The sequence below is a fragment of the Streptomyces sp. 7R007 genome (genome assembly GCF_054850255.1).
This window is the reverse complement of record NZ_JBTWMV010000003.1, coordinates 36,804-57,787: the sequence shown is the minus strand read 5'-3', so window position 1 is coordinate 57,787 and position 20,984 is coordinate 36,804. Positions and strand designations below refer to the sequence as shown.

Genomic DNA, 20,984 nt, shown 5'->3' with positions numbered 1-20,984 from the left:
TAAGAGTGTCCTTCGGGCGGGCCGGGAGCGCGAGGGTGCGGCGATCACTCAGTGCCCGGTACGGCGCCCGCCCACCGCGAGGCGGACGCAGACGCCGTGAGGCGCACGCGCGGGTCACCGCGTAAGCCGAGCAGGGCGGTCGCCGCGCAGCCGGCCGCCATCAGGACGTCCAGGCCGATCCAGGCCAGGGGCCAGTTGCGCACCTCCGTGTCGGCCGGGAGCGTCAGGCCGAGCACCACCATCCACGGCACGAGCGTCACCGCGGCTGCGGCCAGCAGGATCAACGTCCATTTCGTTCGCATGCGCCCACTCTAGACCGCAGAGAAATCTCTGCAAAGGAAATTCGGCGGACATCAGGGATCTCTCAGGGTCCTCGGGGTTACCGTGACCGCATGACCGACGGCCTCCCCGACCCCGCCGCCCCCGAACCACCCGCCCCCGCCCCCGAACCGACCAGCCTCGAACGCACCGCCCTCTACAAGTCCCTCGGCAACCCCCTGCGCCGCCGGATCCTCGACTACCTCGCCCGGCACGGTGAGGCGAACTCCACCGTGCTCGCCCGCGAACTCGGCGAGAGCTCCGGCACCACCAGCTACCACCTGCGCAAACTCGCCGAGCAGCGGCTCATCGAGGAGATCCCGGAGAAGTCCGGCGGCCGGGAACGCTGGTGGCGTTCGCTGCCGTTCCGCCACACCACCCCCGACCCCGCCGCCATGCCCGCGGAGGAGTACGCGGCGGCCGAGCAACTCGCCCTGCTGAAGATCGAGATGGACACCCGGCTGTTCCGCCGCGCCCACGAGGAGTACCGCGGCCCGGCCGGCTGGGCCCAGGTCCAGCGCACCGGCACCTGGATGACCAAGGAGGACCTGCACGCCTTCGTCCGCGCCTATCAGGACCTCCTCGACCGCTACGGCCACGCCCCGGAGGACGCACCCGAGGGGGCGCGCCACGTGAACCTGCGTTTCTACGCCGCTCCCGAGCCCGTGGGAGAGTGGAAGGGTGAACCGACTGGCCCATGAGACGTCCCCGTACCTGCTCCAGCACGCCGACAACCCCGTCGACTGGTGGCCCTGGTCGGCCGAGGCCTTCGACGAGGCCCGGAAGAGCGACAAACCCGTCCTGCTGAGCGTCGGGTACTCCAGCTGCCACTGGTGTCATGTCATGGCCCACGAGTCCTTCGAGGACCAGGCCACCGCCGACTTCCTCAACGAGCACTTCGTCAGCGTCAAGGTCGACCGCGAGGAACGCCCCGACGTCGACGCCGTCTACATGGAGGCCGTCCAGGCCGCCACCGGCCAGGGCGGCTGGCCCATGACCGTCTTCCTCACCCCGGACGCCGAACCCTTCTACTTCGGCACCTACTTCCCGCCCGCGCCCCGCCAGGGCATGCCGTCCTTCCGGCAGGTGCTGCAAGGCGTCCATCAGGCGTGGAGCGAGCGGCGGGAGGAGGTCGCGGAGGTCGCGGAGAAGATCGTGCGCGACCTCGCCGGACGCGAGATCTCCTACGGCGACGCCGACGCCCCCGGTGAACAGCAGCTCGCGCAGGCGCTGTTGGGCCTCACCCGCGAGTACGACCCGCAGCGCGGCGGATTCGGCGGGGCGCCCAAGTTCCCGCCGTCCATGGTGATCGAGTTCCTGCTGCGCCACCACGCGCGCACCGGATCCGAGGGCGCGCTGCAGATGGCGCGGGACACCTGTGAGCGCATGGCCCGCGGCGGGATCTACGACCAGTTGGGCGGCGGGTTCGCGCGCTACTCCGTCGACCGCGCGTGGGTGGTGCCGCACTTCGAGAAGATGCTCTACGACAACGCCCTGCTGTGCCGCGTGTACGCGCACCTGTGGCGGGCCACCGGCTCCGATCTCGCGCGCCGCGTGGCGCTGGAGACCGCCGACTTCATGGTCCGCGAACTGCGCACGCCCGAGGGCGGGTTCGCCTCCGCGCTGGACGCCGACAGCGACGACGGCAGCGGGCGGCACGTGGAGGGCGCGTACTACGTGTGGACGCCCGAGCAGCTCACCGAGGCGCTCGGCGCCGAGGACGCCGAACTCGCCGCGCAGTACTTCGGCGTCACCGAGGAGGGCACCTTCGAGCACGGCCAGTCGGTGCTGCAACTGCCGCAGCAGGAGGGCGTGTTCGACGCCGACCGCATCGCCTCCGTGCGGGCGCGGCTGCTGGCCCGGCGTGCCGGGCGCCCCGCTCCCGGCCGGGACGACAAGGTCGTCGCCGCCTGGAACGGCCTCGCGATCGCCGCCCTCGCGGAGACCGGCGCCTACTTCGACCGCCCCGACCTGGTCGAGGCCGCCACCGCCGCCGCCGATCTCCTCGTACGACTGCACCTGGACGAGCACGCCCGGCTCGTCCGCACCAGCAAGGACGGCAGGGCGGGCGCCAACGCGGGCGTGCTGGAGGACTACGCCGACGTCGCCGAGGGGTTCCTCGCGCTCGCGTCCGTCACCGGCGAGGGCGTCTGGCTGGACTTCGCCGGACTCCTCCTCGACCACGTCCTGACCCGCTTCACCGACGACTCCGGCTCGCTCTACGACACCGCCGCCGACGCCGAGAAGCTGATCCGCCGGCCGCAGGACCCGACGGACAACGCGACGCCGTCCGGCTGGAGCGCCGCCGCGGGCGCCCTGCTGGGCTACGCGGCCCAGACCGGCGCCGAGCCCCACCGCACCGCCGCCGGGAAGGCGCTCGGCGTGGTCAAGGCGCTCGGGCCGCGGGTGCCGCGGTTCATCGGCTGGGGGCTGGCCGTCGCGGAGGCGTATCTCGACGGGCCGCGGGAGGTCGCGATCGTCGGGCCGTCCCTGACGGACGAGGCGACAAAAGCCCTGCACCGTACGGCACTTCTGGGCACCGCCCCCGGCGCGGTGGTCGCCGTGGGGACCGCGGACAGTGACGAGTTCCCGCTGCTCGCCGACCGGCCCCTGCGGCAGGGACTGCCCACGGCGTACGTCTGCCGTAACTTCACCTGCGACGCCCCGACCACCGATCCGGAGGACCTGCGCACCGCGTTGAACAGGTGAAACCGCGGGCTTCCGGAGCCGTGGGCGCGACCGGCGGTCGAATTGTGCGCTCTGGAGGGCTGTTGGGATGAAACGCGCTCTTCACTGAAGCGGCCCGTGGGCTTCACAGACCCCCCCTAACGTCTCCACAGAAACGCGGCAGGAGTCACTCGCTGTCGCGACAGGGGGCTTTCGGGATCTGGGGGGATCTTCTTGCTCACGTCCGTATTCATCGCTGCCGTCTCACTGGCCCTGTTCTGGATGGCGGCGTTCACCCTGTGGTGGCAGATGCACGCCTGGCGCACGCCGGAAGTGCTCGCGTCCACCCGCTTCGGCCGGCCCGACGGCGACGGGCACGTCTCCTTCTCGCTGCTGCTGCCCGCGCGGCACGAACAGGCGGTGCTCGACCACACCATCCAGCGGCTGCTGGAGTCCAGCCACACCGACTTCGAGATCATCGTCATCGTCGGACACGACGACCCGGAGACCGCGGAGGTGGCCCGCCGGGCCGCCGAACGCGACGCCCGCGTGCGGGTCGTCGTCGACACCCACGACAAGAAGAACAAGCCGAAGGCCATGAACACGGCGCTGCCGCACTGCCGCGGCGCCGTCGTCGGGGTCTTCGACGCCGAGGACCAGGTCCATCCCGAACTCCTCGCGCACGTCGACCACGCCTTCCGCACGACCCACGCCGACGTCGTCCAGGGCGGTGTGCAGCTCATCAACTTCCACTCCAGCTGGTACTCCCTGCGCAACTGCCTGGAGTACTTCTTCTGGTTCCGCTCCCGCCTGCACCTGCACGCGCAGAAGGGGTTCATCCCGCTCGGCGGCAACACCGTCTTCGTCCGCACCGACGTGCTGCGCGAGGCCGGCGGCTGGGACGACGACTGCCTCGCCGAGGACTGCGACCTCGGCGTGCGGCTGTCCAGCGCCGGCAAGAAGGTCGTCGTCGCCTACGACTCCGACATGGTGACCCGGGAGGAGACCCCGGGCACGCTGATGTCGCTGCTGAAGCAGCGCACCCGCTGGAACCAGGGCTTCCTGCAGGTCTACCGCAAGCGCGACTGGCGCCGACTCCCGGGCTTCGGGCAGCGGTTGCTGGCCCGCTACACCCTGATGACGCCGTTCCTGCAGGCCTTCTCCGGTGTCGTCATCCCGCTCAACGCGGCGGTCGCGCTCTTCCTCGACGTGCCCGTCGGGATCGCCTTCCTCACCTTCCTGCCGCTGGTCACCGCGGCGGTCACCTTCGTCTTCGAGGTGGTCGGCCTGCACGACTTCGGCAAGCAGTACGGCCTGCGCGTCCGCCCCGTCCACTACGCCAAGCTCGTCGTGGGCGGCCCCTTCTACCAGGTCCTCCTCGCCGGGGCCGCGATCCGCGCCGTATGGCGTGAGCAACGCGGCCGGACCGACTGGGAGTTGACCACGCACGTCGGCGCGCACCTGCCCACCGCCGAAGCGATCCGAGAGGACGTCCCCGCGTGACCTCCACCCTTCCCGCGGTGACCCCTGCCACGGTCACCGCGCAGCATCCGCCTGCGCCGAAAACCGGTCCGGCCGCTCGGACGGCCCCGCCGGCCCGCCTCCGCTCCTCCCGCCCCGACCTGCTGCTGTGCGGCGCGCTCCTGGTGGCGATCCTCGTCGTGCAGGGCTGGAACATCGCCGACTACCCGACCCTCAGCGACGACGAGGGCACCTACCTCGCCCAGGCCTGGGCGGTCCAGCAGGGCCGGGGCCTGGCCCACTACACGTACTGGTACGACCACCCGCCCCTGGGCTGGATCCAGCTCGCCCTGTTCACCTGGATCCCGTCCTGGATCAGCCCCGGCTCCATGACCGTCGGCACCATGCGCGCCGTCATGCTGGTGGTCTCCGCGATCAGCGCGGTCCTCGTCTACGTCCTCGCCCGGCGCCTCGCGCTGCCCCGCTGGGCCGCCGGACTCGCCATGGCCCTGTTCGGCCTCTCCCCGCTGTCGGTCGTGCTACAGCGCGAGATCTTCCTGGACAACCTCGCGGTGATGTGGACGCTCCTCGCCTTCACCCTCGCCGCCTCCCCGAGCCGGCACCTGTGGCACCACTTCGGGGCGGGGCTCGCGGCCGCCACCGCCGTGCTCACCAAGGAGACGATGCTCGTCGTCCTGCCGGCCCTGTTCGTCACCATGTGGCGCCACAGCCACCGCGACACCCGGAAGTTCGCCCTCACCGGCGCCGTCACCGCCTGCGCGCTGATCGGTCTCGGCTACCCTCTCTTCGCCCTGCTCAAGGGCGAGTTGCTGCCCGGCGGCGGGCACGTCTCGCTCTGGGAGGGGGTCACGTACCAGATGACCAGACCCGGTTCGGGCTTCATCCTGCACGAGGGCTCCGGCTCGTGGGGCGTGCTGCACTCGTGGCTCTACTACGACCGCATCCTGCCGCTCGGCGGCCTCGCCGGCGCGCTGCTGCTGGTGGTCACCTGGCGCTGGTCGGTCACCGCCCGCGCCCTGGCCGGACCCGCCCTCACCGTCGCGATCCTGACCGCGCTCGCCCTGCGTCCCAACGGCTACCTGCCCGCCATGTACGTCATCCAGGCGCTGCCGTTCCTCGCCCTGGTCCTCGCCGGCGGCACCGCCTCCGTCGCCCACGCCGTCCTGCGCCGAGGGCGCCGCCCCGGCGAGCGGCGCCGGTGGACGGCCGGCCGGTACGCGCTCGCCGCCGTCCTCGCCCTGGCGGCCGGCGCCTGTGTCGTACCGAAGTGGTACGACGGCGACCGCACCGCCCTGACCGCCGACGCCAACGCCCCCTACCGGGCCGCCGCCCGCTGGCTGGCCACCGAGGTCGCGGACCCCGAGGACACCCGCGTCCTCGTCGACGACGCCCTCTGGCTGGACCTGGTGCACGACGGGTACCGGCCGGGGACCGGCGTCATCTGGTTCTACAAGGCCGACCTCGACCCCGCCGTGACGAGGACCATGTCGCGCGGCTGGCGGGACCTCGACTACGTCGTCGCCTCCCCGACCGTGCGGCGCGACGCGGTGGACCTGCCCAACGTCGGGGCGGCGCTCGCCCATTCGGCGCCGGTCGCCACCTTCGGCACCGGAGCGGACCGGATCGAGATCAGGCGGATCACCGCCAGTGGAGGCGCCCGATGAGCAGCCACGAGTACACCGCGCCCGTCCCCGGCCTCCGCGCCACCGAGATCCCGGAACCCGGCGCCGTCACCATCGTCGTGCCGACGTACAACGAGTCCGCCAACATCCGCGAACTCCTGCACCAGATCACCGAGTCGGTGCCCGCGAGGCTGCCCTGCGAGGTCGTCTTCGTCGACGACTCCACCGACGACACCCCCGAGGTCATCCGCGAGGCGGCCCGCGACTGCCCCTTCCCGGTCACCGTCCTGCACCGCGACGACCCCGTGGGCGGGCTCGGCGGCGCCGTCGTGGAGGGGCTGCGGGCGGCCGGGGCGGACTGGGTCGTCGTCATGGACGGCGACTGCCAGCATCCGCCGTCCCTGGTACCGGAGCTGGTGGCCACCGGCGAGCGTGCGCACGCCGAACTCGTGGTCGCCTCCCGCTACGTCGAGGGCGGCAGCCGGGCCGGGCTGGCCGGCGGCTACCGGGTGGCCGTCTCGCGCGGCGCGACCTGGCTGGCCAAGTCGCTCTTCCCGCGCCGCCTGCACGGCATCAGCGACCCGATGAGCGGCTTCTTCGCCATCCGGCGCAGCTGCGTGGCCGCCGAGACGCTCCGGCCGCTGGGTTACAAGATCCTCCTGGAGCTGGCGGTGCGCAGCCGTCTGCGGCAGGTCACCGAGGTGCCGTTCGTCTTCCAGGAGCGGTTCGCCGGCGAGTCCAAGTCCTCCGCGCGGGAGGGCCTGCGCTTCCTGCGCCACCTGGCCGGCCTGCGCACCGCCTCCCCGGTCGCCCGCATGGTCGGCTTCGGGCTCATCGGCGCCAGCGGCTTCGCCCCGAACCTGTTCGCCCTGTGGGCCCTCACCGGCGTCGGCCTGCACTACGTACCGGCCGAGATCCTCGCCAACCAGCTCGGCGTCGCCTGGAACTTCCTCCTCATCGAGCACCTGCTCTTCCGCGACCGCCGCCGCCACCGGCGCTGGTGGGACCGCGCCGGACGGTTCGCGCTGCTCGCCAACGCCGACCTGGTGCTGCGCATCCCGCTGATCGCGGTGTTCGTGAGCCGCTTCGGCATGGGCGTGCTCGCGGCCACCGCGCTGGCGCTGGTGACGACGTTCGTCCTGCGCTTCGTGGGCACCGAGGCGCTGGTGTACCTGCCCCGCAGGAGCCGTGCAGCAAGGAGCACCGCATGAGACCCCGCACGAGACACCGCAGGAGAACCGCCCTGCTGGGGGTGGGCGCGCTCACCTGCGCCCTCCTCCTGGGCGCGCCCCCGTCCGCCTCCGCCGCCAACCTGGTCACCAACCCCGGCTTCGAGACCGGCGGCGGCGACGGGATGCCCGCCTGCTGGGAGAGGTCCGGCTGGGGCGACAACGACTTCACCTTCGACACGACGAGCGACGCCCACAGCGGCGCCAAGGCCATGAAGGTCACGCTCACCCGGCGCGTCGACGGCGACCGCAAGGCGCTGATCACCGAGTCCGCGGCCTGCGCGCCCGTGGTGACGCCGGGCCGGCAGTACGACCTCGGCCTCTGGTACAAGACGACCACGCCGGACGCCAACATCACCCTCTTCCGGCACGACGGCACCGCCGGCTGGCAGTACTGGACCGACCTCAAGACGCTGGAGATGCAGGGCAGCTGGACCCAGGCCACGGTGCGCACCCCCGAGGTCCCGGCCGGCACCGACCGGATCACCTGGGGCGTCTCCGTGTACGGCACCGGCTCGGCGACCACCGACGACTACACCATGGAGCAGGTCACCGCCCCCGTACCGCCCGCCACCTGCACGGGCACGGCCGACGAGTGCGCCAACGGCCGCTGGGACGTGCTGCCCACCCAGAACCCCGTGCGCTCCATGCACTCCGTCGTGTTGAACAACGGCAAGGTGCTGCTGATCGCCGGCTCCGGCAACAGCGAGGAGAACTTCGCCGCCGGGACCTTCACGAGCGCCGTCTACAACCCGGCCGACGGCACCTACAAGATCATCCCCACGCCGAAGGACATGTTCTGCGCCGGGCACATCCAGCTCCAGGACGGGCGGGTCCTGGTCCTCAGCGGCAACAAGGCCTTCCCGGCGGCGGACGGCTCGCACGGCTACGAGGGCTTCAAGGACTCGTACGTCTTCGACCCGGCCACCGAGACCTACACCAAGACCAACGACCTCAACGACGGCCACTGGTACCCGTCGGCCACCGAGCTCGGCAACGGTGACGTCATCTCCTTCGGCGGCCTGCGCGAGGACTCCACCGGCTCGGTGACCGCGGAGTACTGGTCCGACGCGCAGCAGAAGTGGCTGTCGCTGTCGCAGGTCAACCAGACCTGGTCGTACTGGGGCCTGTACCCGTCGATGATCCTGATGCAGGACGGCCGCCTCTTCTACTCCGGCAGCCATGTCTTCGGCAACAACATCCCCGGTACCGGCGCGGCGGTCTACGACTACGACGCCAACACGATCACGCAGGTCCCGGGGCTGCAGAACAAGGACCAGCGCGACCAGTCGGCGAGCGTGCTGCTGCCGCCGGCGCAGGACCAGAAGGTCCTCACCATCGGCGGCGGCAACATCGACTCCAACCCGGACGCGAACCGCCTGACCGACGTGATCGACCTGAAGCAGGCCAACCCGGCCTACACGGCGGGCCCGTTGATCCCGCAGGGCACGGTGGACCTCGGCAACGGACCGGTCGCCGAGACCGGCGGCCAGGGCAAGATGTACGTCTCCGCCGTACTGCTGCCCGACGGCACGGTGCTGGAGACCGGCGGCGCGCTGCACAACCGCGCCAACCCCGTCCACGAGTCCTCCCTCTACGACCCCGCCACCAACACCTTCGACCCGGTGGCCGCCGACCCCGAGGCGCGCGGCTACCACTCGTCGGCGTTCCTGCTCCCGGACGGCCGGGTGATGGCCACCGGCGACAACCCGGGCAACGGCACCTGGAACCACAACGTGTCGATCTACACCCCGCCCTACCTCCTCAAGGGCGAGCGCCCGGTGATCACCTCGCTGATCGACACCGAGTGGACCTACGGCACCACCCAGCGCATCACCGTCGACCACCCCGTCGTCAAGGCCGAGTTGATCCGCCCGGCCGCCGTCACCCACTCCTCCGACCCCAACCAGCGGTTCGTCGACCTGCCGCTGTCCGTGGACGGCGACAACGTCGACCTGAACGTGACGAACAACCCCGACCTCGCCCCGCCCGGCTGGTACATGCTCTTCGCGGTCGACGCCAACGGCGTCCCGTCGGTGGCCAAGTGGGTCCATCTGCAGGGCCCGGCGGCCCTGAGCGCCGACACCGCCGACGCGCACGTCCACGCCTTCGCCGACGCCCTCTCCGGCAAGGTGACCGGGCCCGGGAAGAAGCGCACCTCGCAGCCGGTGCCGGTGACGGTCTCCGGCTGCGACCGGCACTACGGCTCCGTCAACGTGTGCGTGCCGACCGCCTTCCCCAAGGGCGTGAGGAAGACGACGGCCGCGCGCTGCGCCTGGCTGAAGAAGAACGACTACGGCCGCCTGAAGGTCAACGGCCGGGACGACCCGCTCGGCCTCGACCCGGACAAGGACGGGACGGCCTGCGGAAGGGGCGATCTGCGCAGGAACTAGCTACCGCGCGAACTCCGCCAGGGCGCGTTCCACGATGGCCACCAGCTGCTCGTGGTGCGCGCCCTTCCAGTACGCGCGCCCGCACTCCCGGCACTGCGCGAAGACGTCGTACGAGCGCTGCGTCCCGCCCTGCAACTGGTCCGCCACCTCCTCCTTGGTGGCCTCCCGCAGCAGGCCGTTGCAGGCGGTGCAGCGCGTCCACGGCCGCAGTTCGGGACGGAAGCGGTCCAGGACGTCCCTGAGCTGCTCCTCGGGGCGGGTGCTGTAGACGTAGGCGCCGGCCCACAGTTCCCGGCGGCGCAGCAGGCCCCGGTCGCGGCTGAGCATGACGCGCCGCTCGGCCGCCGAGCGGGCGGCGAGGGCGGGGTCGCCGATGTCGGTCGACTCGTACGCCGTGTCGACGCCCAGCAGGCGCAGCCGGCGGGCGAGGGTGCCGAGGTGGACGTCGAGGAGGAAGCGCAGGGGAGCGCCGGGGACCCGCTGGGGGCGCTCGACGGGCCGTACCCGGACGAAGTCGCCGGCGGCGGGGACGTACGACGCCGGCACCTCGTGGTCGTCGACCCACAGCGTCCCGACCTCGGTGAGCGGGACGCCGGCCGACTCGACGACGTGCCCCAGGGAGGAGACGCCGTCGGTGACGAGGGTGCGCCGCCGGTCGCGCTGGACGAACAGGGCCAGTTCGTGGGCGAACTCGACGTTGATCTCGGGACCGTTCACCCGGTCAGGATGGCACGGGCGGGACCGGCGGGCTCAGGACTTTCTCGTGGGCAGGCCGTGTTCCATGACGTCCAGGGCGCGCTCCATGTAGTCCGTCAGCTCGCCCTCGAAGCCGTTCTCCGCCCAGCACATGGAGACCTCCATCAGACCGCCGATGAGGGACATCGCGTAGACGCGCACCTCCAGGCAGTCCGGGTCCAGACCGGAGCGCTCGGCGAGGGCGGTGCGCAGCAGGCGCCCGGTTGCCGACATGCTCTCGAACATCCGGGAGCGCACGGCGGGGACGGTGACCCCGAGATGGGCCCGCATCCGGATCATCTCGGGGTCCTGCGCCATGGTGAGCGTGATGGCCCTGCGCATGATGTGCCGCACCGAGTCCGTGAACGGCTCGTCCGCGGGCCGGTTGCGCAGTTCCTCGGCCATCAGCGGGTCGTACTCGTCCGTGAGGACGATGTCCTCCTTGGTCGGGAAGTACCGGAAGACGGTCGACGGCGACACCTCGGCGCGCTCGGCGATCTGCTCGATCGTCGTGGCGTCGTATCCCTGCTCCCTGACCAGCCCGTAGGTCGCGGCGCGGATCGCCTCGCGGGTCTTGATCTTCTTGCGTTCGCGCAGGCCGAGCCGGGGGCGGTCGGCGGGGGAGAGGGGGGAGTGTGCGGCCGTCATGGGGTTCATTGTCGGGCATCCGCGGCCCGGGCGGCCATGGCGGGATCGGTGGGATCGGCGGCCGGAACGGGTGCTGCCGGCTTCGGCAGCAGGGCGGCCGCCAGCAGGGCCGCGACGAGCGCCGCGATGCCGCACACCAGCAGGACGACGTCCATGCCGTGGACGTAGGCGCTGTTCGCGGAGGCGGCGAGGTGCGCCGAGTGCGCCTTCTCGGCGATCAGGTGGGCGGCGACGACCGAGTCCCCGGCGGTGTCGGCGGCCCGCGCGGGCAGCCCCGTCACGTCGAGGCGGTCACGGAAGACGCCGGCGAGCAGGCTGCCGAGCACGGCGACGCCGATGGCGGCGCCGACCTGGCGCAGCGTCATCAGCAGGCCGGAGCCGCTGCCGGCCCGGTCGCGCGGCAGGGCGCCGAGGGCGCCGTCCATCGCGGGCACGAACGAGAAGCCGAACCCGAAGCCGGTGACCGACAGCCACAGCGCGGTGAAGCCGTAGCCGGAGCCGGTCGTCGTACGGCTGCCGAGCAGCGCGGCGAAGGCCAGGATCACCAGGCCGGCGCTGACCACGGCCCGCGAGCCGAACTTCGCGACCAGCGGCTGGGCGCCCCGGGCGGCGACCATCAGTCCGCCCATCATCGGCAGCAGGCGCAGCCCGGTGCCGAAGGCGTCGTGGCCGAGGACCGCCTGGAGGTACTGCGGCAGCACGAACAGCAGGCCGGACATGACGAACATCACCAGGGTCGCGGCGAGCGTGTTGAACAGGAAGCCGCGCTGTGCCAGCAGCGACATGTCGAGCATGGGACGCGCCGCGCGCCGCTCGCGCAGCACCAGCGCGGTGAGCAGCACCGCGGCGGCGGCGGACGTCCCCAGCACCAGCGCGTCGTCCCAGCCGCGGTCGGGTGCCTCGATGATCGCGTAGATGAGGGCGCCGAGGCCGGTCGCGGTGAGCGCCGTGGAGAGCGCGTCGACCGTGGGGGAGGCGGGGTCCCTGGTCTCGGGGAGCAGGAAGACGCAGGCCGCGATGCCGATCGCCGCCATCGGGACGTTGACCAGGAAGACCGAGCCCCACCAGCAGTGGTTCAGCAGCCAGCCGCCGATGATCGGGCCGAGCGGCAGGCCGAGCGCGGAGGCGGCCGAGGCGATGCCGACGGCCTTGGCGCGCTCCTCGGGGCCGAACAGCGAGGGCAGCACGGACAGCGCGAGCGGGGTGACCAGCGCGCCGCCGACGCCCATGAACGCCCGGGCCGCGACGACCCAGTTCACGTCGCCGGCCAGGGCGCCCATCAGCGAACCGGCGAGGAAGACGCCGAGTCCGGCGACCAGCATCCGGCGCCGTCCGAACCGGTCGCCGAGGAGTCCGGCGGGGAGCATCAGCGCGGCGAACACGACGATGTACGCGTCCGCCATCCACTGCTGCTGGCCGGTGGTGGCGCCGAGGTCGGCGGCCATGGTCGGCAGCGCCACGTTGAGGATCGTCGTGTCGAAGCCGAGCGTGAGCATGCTCGCGACCAGGGCGCCCAGGGCCCACCAGCGGCGAGGATCAGGAGTGGTAGTAACCATGAAATGAAAGTAACTCTCAAAATGTAGTTCCTGTCAATCGGCATCGGCGTTCGATCGTTTTCGGCATGCAAAAAGGGCCACGGCTGTGCAGCCGTGGCCCTGCGGTGCGGTGCGGTGTTACGCGTGCTGGTACGCCACCAGGGAGATGCCGACGTAGTGGACGACGAACGCGGCCAGCGTGAAGGAGTGGAAGACCTCGTGGAAGCCGAACCAGCGCGGTGACGGGTTGGGTCGCTTGATGCCGTAGATCACGCCGCCCGCGCTGTAGAGGAGGCCGCCGACGATCACCAGGACCAGTACCGCGATGCCGCCGGTGCGCATGAAGTCCGGCAGGAAGAAGACGGCCGCCCAGCCCATCGCGATGTAGCAGGGCGTGTAGAGCCAGCGCGGGGCGCCGACCCAGAAGACGCGGAAGACGATCCCCGCGGCGGCCGCACCCCAGATGCCCCACAGCAGCCACTGGCCCTTCGCGCCGGGCAGCAGCAGCATCGTCAGCGGGGTGTAGGTGCCCGCGATGATCAGGAAGATGTTGGCGTGATCCAGTCGGCGCAGGACGCCGTCCATCCGCGGGCTCCAGCTGCCCCGGTGGTACAGCGCGCTCACGCCGAACAGCAGGCAGGCCGTCAGGGCGTAGATCCCGCAGGCGATGCGGCCGCGGGGGGAGTCGGCGAGGGCGGTGAGCACCAGGCCCGCGATCAGGACGGCCGGAAACATGCCGAGGTGCAGCCAGCCGCGCAGCTTCGGCTTGATGGGTTCGGCGAGCTGCTGGGCGTGGTGCTTGATCTGGTGCGGAATCGAGCTCGCCTCGGGACGGCGGCCGGCGGCCGGCGAGTTCCTGGCGGCGTCGGGGACGGGCGCAGTCATGTCCGGCATCGTACCTACGGAACCGTAAGTTACGGATGAGTGCGGGCTGAGAACTGGCGAAGAGTGGCCATCATCTCACGCCGTCCGGGCGCCCGGGTGTCCGGCAAAAGAAGCTTCAGGTGAACTCAACGTGCACGCAAAATCACGCGCGGAAACACGCTGGGGCGTGACGATCCCCACTCCGCTCACTTGTGAGGCCCTCTGGACATATGGGCACTCGACTCGGATCATCAAATGAGTGCGGTCGGCACCGGATGAGCGCTGAAGATCCAGCCAGTCAGCATCCGGGTCGCAGCCCCCACGGGGCCTCCAAAATCACAAATCCCTCATTTAGGAGCAATCGTGGCGCGCGACATCGCGGCTCCCACCGTGATCCCCACCAACCACCAGGAACTGATCTCGTGGGTCAACGAGATCGCGGAACTGACCCAGCCGGACAACGTGGTCTGGTGTGACGGATCAGAGGCCGAGTACGAGCGCCTGTGCGAGGAGCTCGTCGCGAAGGGCACCTTCAAGAAACTCGACCCGATCAAGCGCCCCAACTCCTACTACGCCGCCTCCGACCCGACCGACGTCGCCCGCGTCGAGGACCGGACGTTCATCTGCTCCGAGAAGGAGGAGGACGCCGGCCCGACCAACCACTGGAAGGCCCCCGCGGAGATGCGGGAGATCTTCTCCGGTGAGAAGGGCATCTTCCGCGGCTCCATGAAGGGCCGGACGATGTACGTCGTCCCGTTCTGCATGGGCCCCCTCGGCTCCGACCTGTCCGCGATCGGCGTCGAGATCACCGACTCCGCCTACGTCGCGGTCTCCATGCGCACGATGACGCGCATGGGCCAGGCGGTCCTCGACGAGCTCGGCTCCGACGGCTTCTTCGTCAAGGCCGTGCACACGCTGGGCGCCCCCCTCGCCGAGGGCGAGGCCGACGTGCCCTGGCCGTGCAACTCCACCAAGTACATCTCGCACTTCCCCGAGACGCGCGAGATCTGGTCCTACGGCTCCGGCTACGGCGGCAACGCCCTGCTCGGCAAGAAGTGCTACGCCCTGCGCATCGCCTCCGTGATGGCCCGCGACGAGGGCTGGCTCGCCGAGCACATGCTGATCCTCAAGCTCACCCCGCCCACCGGTGAGTCCAAGTACGTCGCCGCCGCCTTCCCGAGCGCCTGCGGCAAGACCAACCTCGCCATGCTGGAGCCGACGATCTCCGGCTGGACCGTCGAGACGATCGGCGACGACATCGCCTGGATGCGGTTCGGCGAGGACGGCCGCCTCTACGCCATCAACCCCGAGGCCGGCTTCTTCGGCGTCGCGCCCGGCACCGGCGAGCACACCAACGCCAACGCGATGAAGACCCTGTGGGGCAACTCCGTCTTCACCAACGTCGCCCTCACCGACGACAACGACGTCTGGTGGGAGGGCATGACGGAGGAGACCCCGGCCCACCTCACCGACTGGAAGGGCCGCGACTGGACCCCGGACTCCCCGGAGCCCGCCGCCCACCCCAACGCCCGCTTCACCGTGCCGGCCTCGCAGTGCCCGATCATCGCGCCCGAGTGGGAGGACCCCAAGGGCGTGCCGATCTCCGCGATCCTCTTCGGCGGCCGGCGCGCCTCCGCGGTGCCGCTGGTGACGGAGTCCTTCACCTGGAACCACGGGGTGTTCCTCGGCGCGAACGTCGCCTCCGAGAAGACCGCGGCGGCCGAGGGCAAGGTCGGCGAACTGCGCCGCGACCCGTTCGCCATGCTGCCGTTCTGCGGCTACAACATGGGCGACTACATGGCCCACTGGATCGACGTGGCCAAGGACAAGGACCAGTCCAAGCTGCCGAAGATCTACTACGTCAACTGGTTCCGCAAGAACGACGAGGGCAGGTTCGTCTGGCCCGGCTTCGGCGAGAACTCCCGCGTCCTGAAGTGGATCGTGGAGCGGCTGGAGGGCAGGGCGGAGGGCGTCGAGACGCCGATCGGCGTGCTGCCGACGCCGGCGGCGCTGGACACCAAGGGGCTCGAACTGTCCGAGTCCGACCTGGAGTTCCTGCTCACCGTCGACAAGGACGTGTGGCGTGAGGAGGCCGGGCTCATCCCCGAGCACCTCGACACGTTCGGCGACCACACGCCCAAGGAACTGTGGGACGAGTACCGGGCGCTGGTGGAGCGCCTGGGCTGACGTCCGACGAGGACTCCGCGGCCGGCTGGGATGTGCCCTGACCAGTGATCGTCACGGCCGGCCGCGGGACAGCCGGCGAGGCCGCGTACAACGGCGTGCGTGGCTCGTGGGCCTGCCGTGGCGTCTCCGTCCGCCCCGACGGAAGCACCACGGCGGGCCCTTCGCCGCCGGGGCACACAGCGCCGTCACGGCGACCGTTCCTCCAAGTAGCGGGTGTGGGTCTCCTGCCGGCGGGCCTCGGCCTCCCGCAGTGCGGTCGCCAGGGCTTCCGCCTCCCGCTGGAGCAGGGACAACTGCCGCTCCAGGTGGCGCTCGGGAGGCTCGGAGCCCGGGGTCATCCGGGACCACCACCGCGTGCGCACGTAGCTGTCGACCGCCTCGGGCAGGTCCTGCCGTACGGTCCGGGACAGCGCGTGCACGCCCTCCGGGTCCCGGGCGAGCACCTCCGTCACCCAGCCGGGTTCCAGCAACGCCGTGAGCAGGCCGGTGAGTTCGGTGAGGCGGCCCGCGGCGGCCGGAGGCAGGTCGACCTGGGCCAGATACCCGCCCAGCCGGCCGAAGTCCGCGCGCAGCTCGTCCAGTTGGGCCGTCGGGTCCGGGAAGTCCGGCACCGCCGGCCGCTCCGGCGGGGCGACGAGGGCACCCGCGCCGTACAGACCGGCCACGACCACGGGCCAGTACGGCCCCGCCACCCCGGCGAACGTCAGCACCAGCCCCGCCAGCCCGGCCGCGCCGCCCGCGATGTTCTTGCGGGACTCCAGGTAGCCCAGGACCCTACTGGTAGCCACGGATCTCCTCGAAGGCGCCGTCCAGCGAGCCCTGCCGGGCGTCGAAGAGACGGCCGCCGGTCAGCTCGGCGATGTGCTGCAGTTCGGCGCGGTCGGAGTCGCCGAAGACGATGGGGAAGACCGGGATCTGACGCTGCGGCGCGTCCAGCGAGTGGTAGAAGGCGTCGAAGTCGCCCGCCTTGTCGCCGGTCGTGTTCTCGCCGTCCGTCATCAGCACGATCGACGTGAACGCGTCCCGGGCGGTGCCCAGATGCTCGTACGCCTTCTCCAGGGAGGTGTAGATCGCCGTGTCCCCGTCGGCGGACAGGGCCTCGGTGTCCCGGCGGATGGCGTTCAGGCCCGACTGCGGATCGGCCGGGTCCACGACATGCGTGCGGACGCTCTTCACCTGCGAGCCGAACGGCATCAGCGTGACCTCCTCCCGGTCGCGGAAGTCGCCGGTGAGGGCGGAGAGCGCCTTCTTCAGCCGGCTGAGGCGGTCGCCGCGCATCGAGCCCGAGGTGTCGAGGACGTACACGGTCCGCGAGGGGCGGCGCAGCTTGTTCTCGTACGAGGCGAGCAGGTCGTCGGCGACGGAGAGGCTGCCGGGATACGGCAGTTCGCGGCGCCGGTCGGTGTCGAGGCCGGCCGCGGGGCGGACGGAGGGGACGACCGGGCGGCGGTGCGTGCGGTCGGTGATCAGCCGCTGGATCTCCGGGGTGCGCAGGTCCGCGGTGAGCCGGCGCACCTCCTCGCGGGTGGCGTCGCTCGTGGCGGCGAGGGAGGAGAGCGGGTAGTCGGCCGTCACGACGCCGTCCTTGGGGCGGATGACGGTCAGGCCCGGGATGCCCTTGAGGACGGACTCGTAGTTGAGCAGCGCGTCGACGTTCCCGCGCCTGGTGTACGCCGCCGCCAGCCAGCCGGAGGAGCCGGAGGTCAGCTGCTGCCCGGCGAAGAACTCCTTCAGCCGGGGCGTGGCCTTGCGCACGTCGTCGTCGGTGAGCGCGGACTGCGCGCCGGAGAGGGCGGAGGCGACCGAGATCAGGGAGGAGAAGCCGGAGTTGGAGCGCGCCGGGTCGGTCATGCCGTACGTCAGCCGGCCGCCCCGGACGGCCCGTTCGACGTCGGACCAGGTGACCTCGGCCGGCTTCCAGCCCAGTTGCCGCACGGTGGCCGTCCGCACGCCGATCGCCACCGGGCTGGACATCACCGGCGTCTCGGACACCACCTTCCTCGCCGCGTCGGGACGCAGGCGCAGGTAGTCGTTCGAGGACAGCCACAAGGCGTCGTACCGTCCGTCGGCCTCACCCGTGGCGAGCAGCCTCACCGCGTCGAGCGTGCCCATGTAGGTGGGCCGGACCGTGAGGCCGGTGTCCCGGCGGACCTGCTCCAGCACCGGGGTCATGTCGGCGAGCTCGCTGGAGGCGAGGACGCGCAGGGTGCCGGGCCGGGCCGCGGCCGGGTCGGGTTGCCGCGCCGGGGAGCAGCCGGCCAGGACGACCGCCGCGCAGACGGCGACGGTGACGGCGGAAAGGAGGGCGCGGTGTCTCACGCGAGGCCCCCTTCCAGCGCGCCGCGTGACCGGCTGCGCTCCAAGTAGGCGCTCGCGCTCTGCAGTTCGGCGGTCAGGGACTCGACGGTGGACGCCATCGCCTCGGTCGCCTGCACCTTGTAGGTGTCGATCGCGTCGAGGGTGCGGTAGATCTGCTGGAACGCGGAGCGCAGGGTCTCGGCCCCCACGGCCGGGTCCGCGGCGATCCGCTGGATCTCCCCGCTCTGCGTGGCGAGCATCTCGGCGTTGCCCCGGATCAGGTCCTCCGTGGTGCCGCGCAGGGCGTCGACCTGCTCGACCACCTTCTTCTGGCGGTCGAGCGCGGAGGCCAGCATCACCGAGATGCGCAGGGCCGACACGGTTGTGGTGGCCGCGCGGTCCACGCCCTTGATCAGCTCGTCGTTGTTGCGGCGTACGACGTCCATGGCGAGGTAGCCCTGCGCGCACACCGCGAGCTGGGTGAGCAGGTCCTGGTGCTTCTGCCGGACGGGGAAGAGCACGTCGGCGCGGAGCGAGTCGGCCGCCTCCGGGTCGGCGACGGCGGCGATGTGCTCCTCGACGGCCGTGTCCAGCGCCTCGGTCAGCACGACGTACTCCTGGAGCTTGCCCATCGTCTCCCAGAGGCGGACCCGCTCGGTCTGCAAGGCCGCGTTGTCGCGCCGCAGTTCGTCCTGGCCGCCGCGCAGCGAGCCCACGATCCTGTTCAACGTGCCCTGCGCGGAGGCGTACTTGGCGACGTGGTCGCGCAGTCTGTTGCCGCCGGGCAGCCGGGACAGGAGCTTGCGGCCCTTGCCGGCGGGCAGGTCCCGCGGGTCCAGGTCCTCGACCACGCGCCTGAGCTCGACGAGGGAGCCGGCGACCTTCGACTGCGCGTCCCCGCCCTTGGCCGGCAGACTGCGCACCGTGCGCTCCAGCATCCGGTTGGACTGCGCGGCCGCGGTGCGCATCTCCCCGGCGCCCAGGGCGGTGATCTCGCCCACCTTGCCGGCGAACTCGGGCGAGCGGGCGTCGAGGGCGGCCAGGTCGGCGACGTACGCGGACGCCTTGCGCGCCATGTCGGTGCGCACCCCGTCGTCCACGGGCACCAGCCCGCCGGCCTTCTCCCGCGGCACGGGCGCGACCGCCTCGGGCGGTGTGAGAGTGAACGTCTCTTCGGTCATGTGATCGATCCCCCGTTCATCCCCGGGCCCGGCGGGCCATCTCGCGCAGCACCGCGGAGGTGGGCACGGGCGCCTGCCGGACGCCGGTCAGTTCCTGCTTGAGGTAGGTGGTGTCCGAGGCGAACCCGGTGGCCTCGCCCTGCGGCCGGAAACCGTGCCGGACCGCGAGCCGCCGCAACTCCGCGTCAGTGGAGAGGAGTTGGGCGAGGGCCCGGCCGTCGTCCGTCAGGGGGACGACGGTGTGGTCGCTGTTGACCGTGGTGTCGGGGTAGAGCACGACGAGGTCGCCGGGCTTCTGCCCGTCCACGAGCAGCGAGGCGACCTGGGACTCGTAGACCCACACCAGCGGGTTGCCGGCGCCGCTGACGAAGTCCCGGAAGACCGCGTCCGAGCCGGACTGCTGGGCGCCCTGGACGGTGACCAGCTTCCTCAGCAGCGGCTCGGTCCGGTCGACGTCGGCCTCGCTCGCGACCACCCGGCCGCCGTTGGCCACGTAGGAGGCGGCGGCGAGGTAGAGGGCGCCGGAGTTGGAGGACTCCGGGTCGGTGCTGGAGATGAACAGCGTCCCGCTCAACTCGCCGTACTTCCCGGCCCCCTTGAGCTGCTGCCAGGTACGGTCCCGGCGGGCGGCGTCGAGATACGCGGCCATCTTCAGGGTGCCGCGGTGCGCGGTGTCCAGCGTCGCCAGCCCGTTCGCCGCGAGCACCCGGGCGGCGCTGCGGTGGGCCACCACGACGAGAGGCGAGTAGAAGGGCCGGGGGAGCGTCCCGCGCACCCTGTGGCGGGCGGCCAGCGCGACGGCGGGTGCCTGGCTGGACGGGAACGCGAGGTCGTACCCCTTGAGGCCGAGCCCCTCCATGGCCCAGGACCCGGAGGTCTCGGCCCGCACGGTGTAGCCCTTGGCGGCGAGGGCCTTCACCACGTCCGGATCGGCGAAGTACTCGGCCTTCTCCGACCCGATCACCATCCGCACGGTCTTCGTTGCCGTGCTCTTGTCGTCCGTTTCCCGGCCCGCGACGACGGCGGCCACCACGCCGCCCATCAGCAGAACCGCGAGGACGATCCCTGCGATACGTCTCACGCCGGGGAGCGTGCTCCCGGAACCCGACATTCCCCGGCGTGGCGGGTGAATGGACGGTGTCCAACCGGCCCCGGCCCTGCAACGCGCCCCGAAGAGGCGCGGGGAACCGCGCGATCGACCACGCCGCCGCACCCGCAGGACGACATCAACCCCTGCGGCGAAGGGGCACCGCGGCCGAAGCCGGCGCGGTGTGTGGCGCCCGGTCCGCGCGTCGCTGCGGGTGCACGCGGACCGGGGCCGTCAGGGGGAGCCCCCGGCGGGGCTCAGGTGGACGCCAGCTCCCGCGGCTCCAGGGCCGCGGTGTGGACGTCCATCTGTTCGGCGGCGAGGATCGCCGCCGCCGTGTCGGCACGCGACGCCGCCACGACCAGGGCGCGGCCGGCGAGGGCGTGCGCCCGCCGGTGCAGGGTGCCCGGGTCCTCGCCCGTCGGCGTCACCGCCATCCGGGCCGGCTGCCGTCCGCCGCGCAACCGGGCGACCTGCCCGGCGAGCCGCTCGGCCGCCCGGTCCAGGTCGGCCGACGGGGTCGCCGCCCGCAGCTCGTCCGTCACGGCGAGCAGCGCCGCCAGATGACCCGCGAGCTGGATGTCCAGCTCCTCCTCGCGGGAACGGCCCGGGAAGTCCTCGGTCGTGCCGGCCATCGTGCTGTGGACCGACTTGGTGCGGATCGGTTCGTACATGGATGGCCTCCAGAAGCTGTCAGGAAACCATCCTAGCTTAGATTTCGTCTAAAGTTGAGCGGGC

Annotated in this window: 17 protein-coding genes; 7 read left to right on the top strand and 10 right to left on the bottom strand. The window is 71.6% G+C overall.

Going from position 1 to position 20,984, the window contains the following annotated elements:
* Positions 1-44 precede the first annotated feature (44 nt).
* Positions 45-302: a hypothetical protein gene (locus ACYF6T_RS05295; RefSeq protein WP_461693805.1), complete on the bottom strand. Its 258-nt coding sequence runs from the start codon at positions 300-302 to the stop codon at positions 45-47.
* Between the two features lie 90 nt (positions 303-392).
* Here ACYF6T_RS05295 and ACYF6T_RS05290 point away from each other — a divergent pair, with 90 nt between their 5' ends.
* From ACYF6T_RS05290 to ACYF6T_RS05265, 6 genes are all read left to right on the top strand, one after another.
* Positions 393-1,019: an ArsR/SmtB family transcription factor gene (locus ACYF6T_RS05290; protein WP_461693803.1), complete on the top strand. Its 627-nt coding sequence runs from the start codon at positions 393-395 to the stop codon at positions 1,017-1,019.
* Complete coding sequence (locus ACYF6T_RS05285) at positions 1,000-3,027, top strand: thioredoxin domain-containing protein (protein ID WP_461693801.1); 2,028 nt, start codon at positions 1,000-1,002, stop codon at positions 3,025-3,027. Before ACYF6T_RS05290 ends, ACYF6T_RS05285 begins: the two co-directional genes overlap by 20 nt.
* A gap of 192 nt (positions 3,028-3,219) precedes the next feature.
* Complete coding sequence (locus ACYF6T_RS05280; protein ID WP_461693800.1) at positions 3,220-4,488, top strand: glycosyltransferase; 1,269 nt, start codon at positions 3,220-3,222, stop codon at positions 4,486-4,488.
* Positions 4,485-6,131: an ArnT family glycosyltransferase gene (locus tag ACYF6T_RS05275; protein WP_461693799.1), complete on the top strand. Its 1,647-nt coding sequence runs from the start codon at positions 4,485-4,487 to the stop codon at positions 6,129-6,131. The genes ACYF6T_RS05280 and ACYF6T_RS05275 overlap by 4 nt, the downstream gene beginning before the upstream one ends.
* A complete protein-coding gene (locus tag ACYF6T_RS05270) occupies positions 6,128-7,300 on the top strand; it encodes a glycosyltransferase (protein WP_461693797.1) in 1,173 nt (390 codons plus the stop codon). The genes ACYF6T_RS05275 and ACYF6T_RS05270 overlap by 4 nt, the downstream gene beginning before the upstream one ends.
* Positions 7,297-9,711, top strand: coding sequence for a galactose oxidase-like domain-containing protein (locus ACYF6T_RS05265; protein WP_461693795.1), 2,415 nt, complete (start codon positions 7,297-7,299; stop codon positions 9,709-9,711). Before ACYF6T_RS05270 ends, ACYF6T_RS05265 begins: the two co-directional genes overlap by 4 nt.
* Here the strand turns inward: ACYF6T_RS05265 and ACYF6T_RS05260 are convergent, their stop codons facing one another.
* The 4 genes from ACYF6T_RS05260 to trhA all read right to left on the bottom strand — a co-directional run bounded on the left by ACYF6T_RS05260 (position 9,712) and on the right by trhA (position 13,514).
* Positions 9,712-10,428: a Mut7-C RNAse domain-containing protein gene (locus ACYF6T_RS05260; RefSeq protein ID WP_461693794.1), complete on the bottom strand. Its 717-nt coding sequence runs from the start codon at positions 10,426-10,428 to the stop codon at positions 9,712-9,714.
* Positions 10,429-10,461: 33 nt separating this feature from the next.
* Complete coding sequence (locus ACYF6T_RS05255) at positions 10,462-11,094, bottom strand: TetR/AcrR family transcriptional regulator (protein WP_461693792.1); 633 nt, start codon at positions 11,092-11,094, stop codon at positions 10,462-10,464.
* 5 nt (positions 11,095-11,099) lie between these two features.
* Complete coding sequence (locus tag ACYF6T_RS05250; protein ID WP_461693790.1) at positions 11,100-12,650, bottom strand: MFS transporter; 1,551 nt, start codon at positions 12,648-12,650, stop codon at positions 11,100-11,102.
* Between the two features lie 117 nt (positions 12,651-12,767).
* The gene (gene trhA / locus ACYF6T_RS05245; RefSeq protein WP_461693789.1) at positions 12,768-13,514 is read right to left on the bottom strand and encodes a PAQR family membrane homeostasis protein TrhA; all 747 of its coding nucleotides are present in this window, start codon (positions 13,512-13,514) and stop codon (positions 12,768-12,770) included.
* A 342-nt stretch (positions 13,515-13,856) separates the two neighbouring features.
* Here trhA and ACYF6T_RS05240 point away from each other — a divergent pair, with 342 nt between their 5' ends.
* Positions 13,857-15,680: a phosphoenolpyruvate carboxykinase (GTP) gene (locus tag ACYF6T_RS05240; RefSeq protein ID WP_461693788.1), complete on the top strand. Its 1,824-nt coding sequence runs from the start codon at positions 13,857-13,859 to the stop codon at positions 15,678-15,680.
* A gap of 185 nt (positions 15,681-15,865) precedes the next feature.
* On the opposite strand, the gene ACYF6T_RS05235 is transcribed toward ACYF6T_RS05240, so the two are convergent.
* The 5 genes from ACYF6T_RS05235 to ACYF6T_RS05215 all read right to left on the bottom strand — a co-directional run bounded on the left by ACYF6T_RS05235 (position 15,866) and on the right by ACYF6T_RS05215 (position 20,920).
* Positions 15,866-16,468 carry a hypothetical protein gene (locus ACYF6T_RS05235; RefSeq protein WP_461693787.1) on the bottom strand — a complete coding sequence of 201 codons (603 nt, stop codon included), beginning with the start codon at positions 16,466-16,468 and terminating at the stop codon, positions 15,866-15,868.
* Positions 16,455-17,942, bottom strand: a complete 1,488-nt coding sequence (locus ACYF6T_RS05230) for a substrate-binding and vWA domain-containing protein (protein ID WP_461694181.1) — start codon at positions 17,940-17,942, stop codon at positions 16,455-16,457. The genes ACYF6T_RS05235 and ACYF6T_RS05230 overlap by 14 nt, the downstream gene beginning before the upstream one ends.
* 53 nt (positions 17,943-17,995) lie before the next feature.
* Complete coding sequence (locus tag ACYF6T_RS05225; RefSeq protein WP_461693785.1) at positions 17,996-19,159, bottom strand: toxic anion resistance protein; 1,164 nt, start codon at positions 19,157-19,159, stop codon at positions 17,996-17,998.
* A gap of 16 nt (positions 19,160-19,175) precedes the next feature.
* Complete coding sequence (locus ACYF6T_RS05220) at positions 19,176-20,240, bottom strand: hypothetical protein (protein ID WP_461693783.1); 1,065 nt, start codon at positions 20,238-20,240, stop codon at positions 19,176-19,178.
* 263 nt (positions 20,241-20,503) lie between these two features.
* Entirely contained in the window at positions 20,504-20,920 is a 417-nt protein-coding gene (locus ACYF6T_RS05215; RefSeq protein WP_461693782.1) for an SCO4983 family protein, read from the bottom strand.
* Positions 20,921-20,984: the final 64 nt, after the last annotated feature.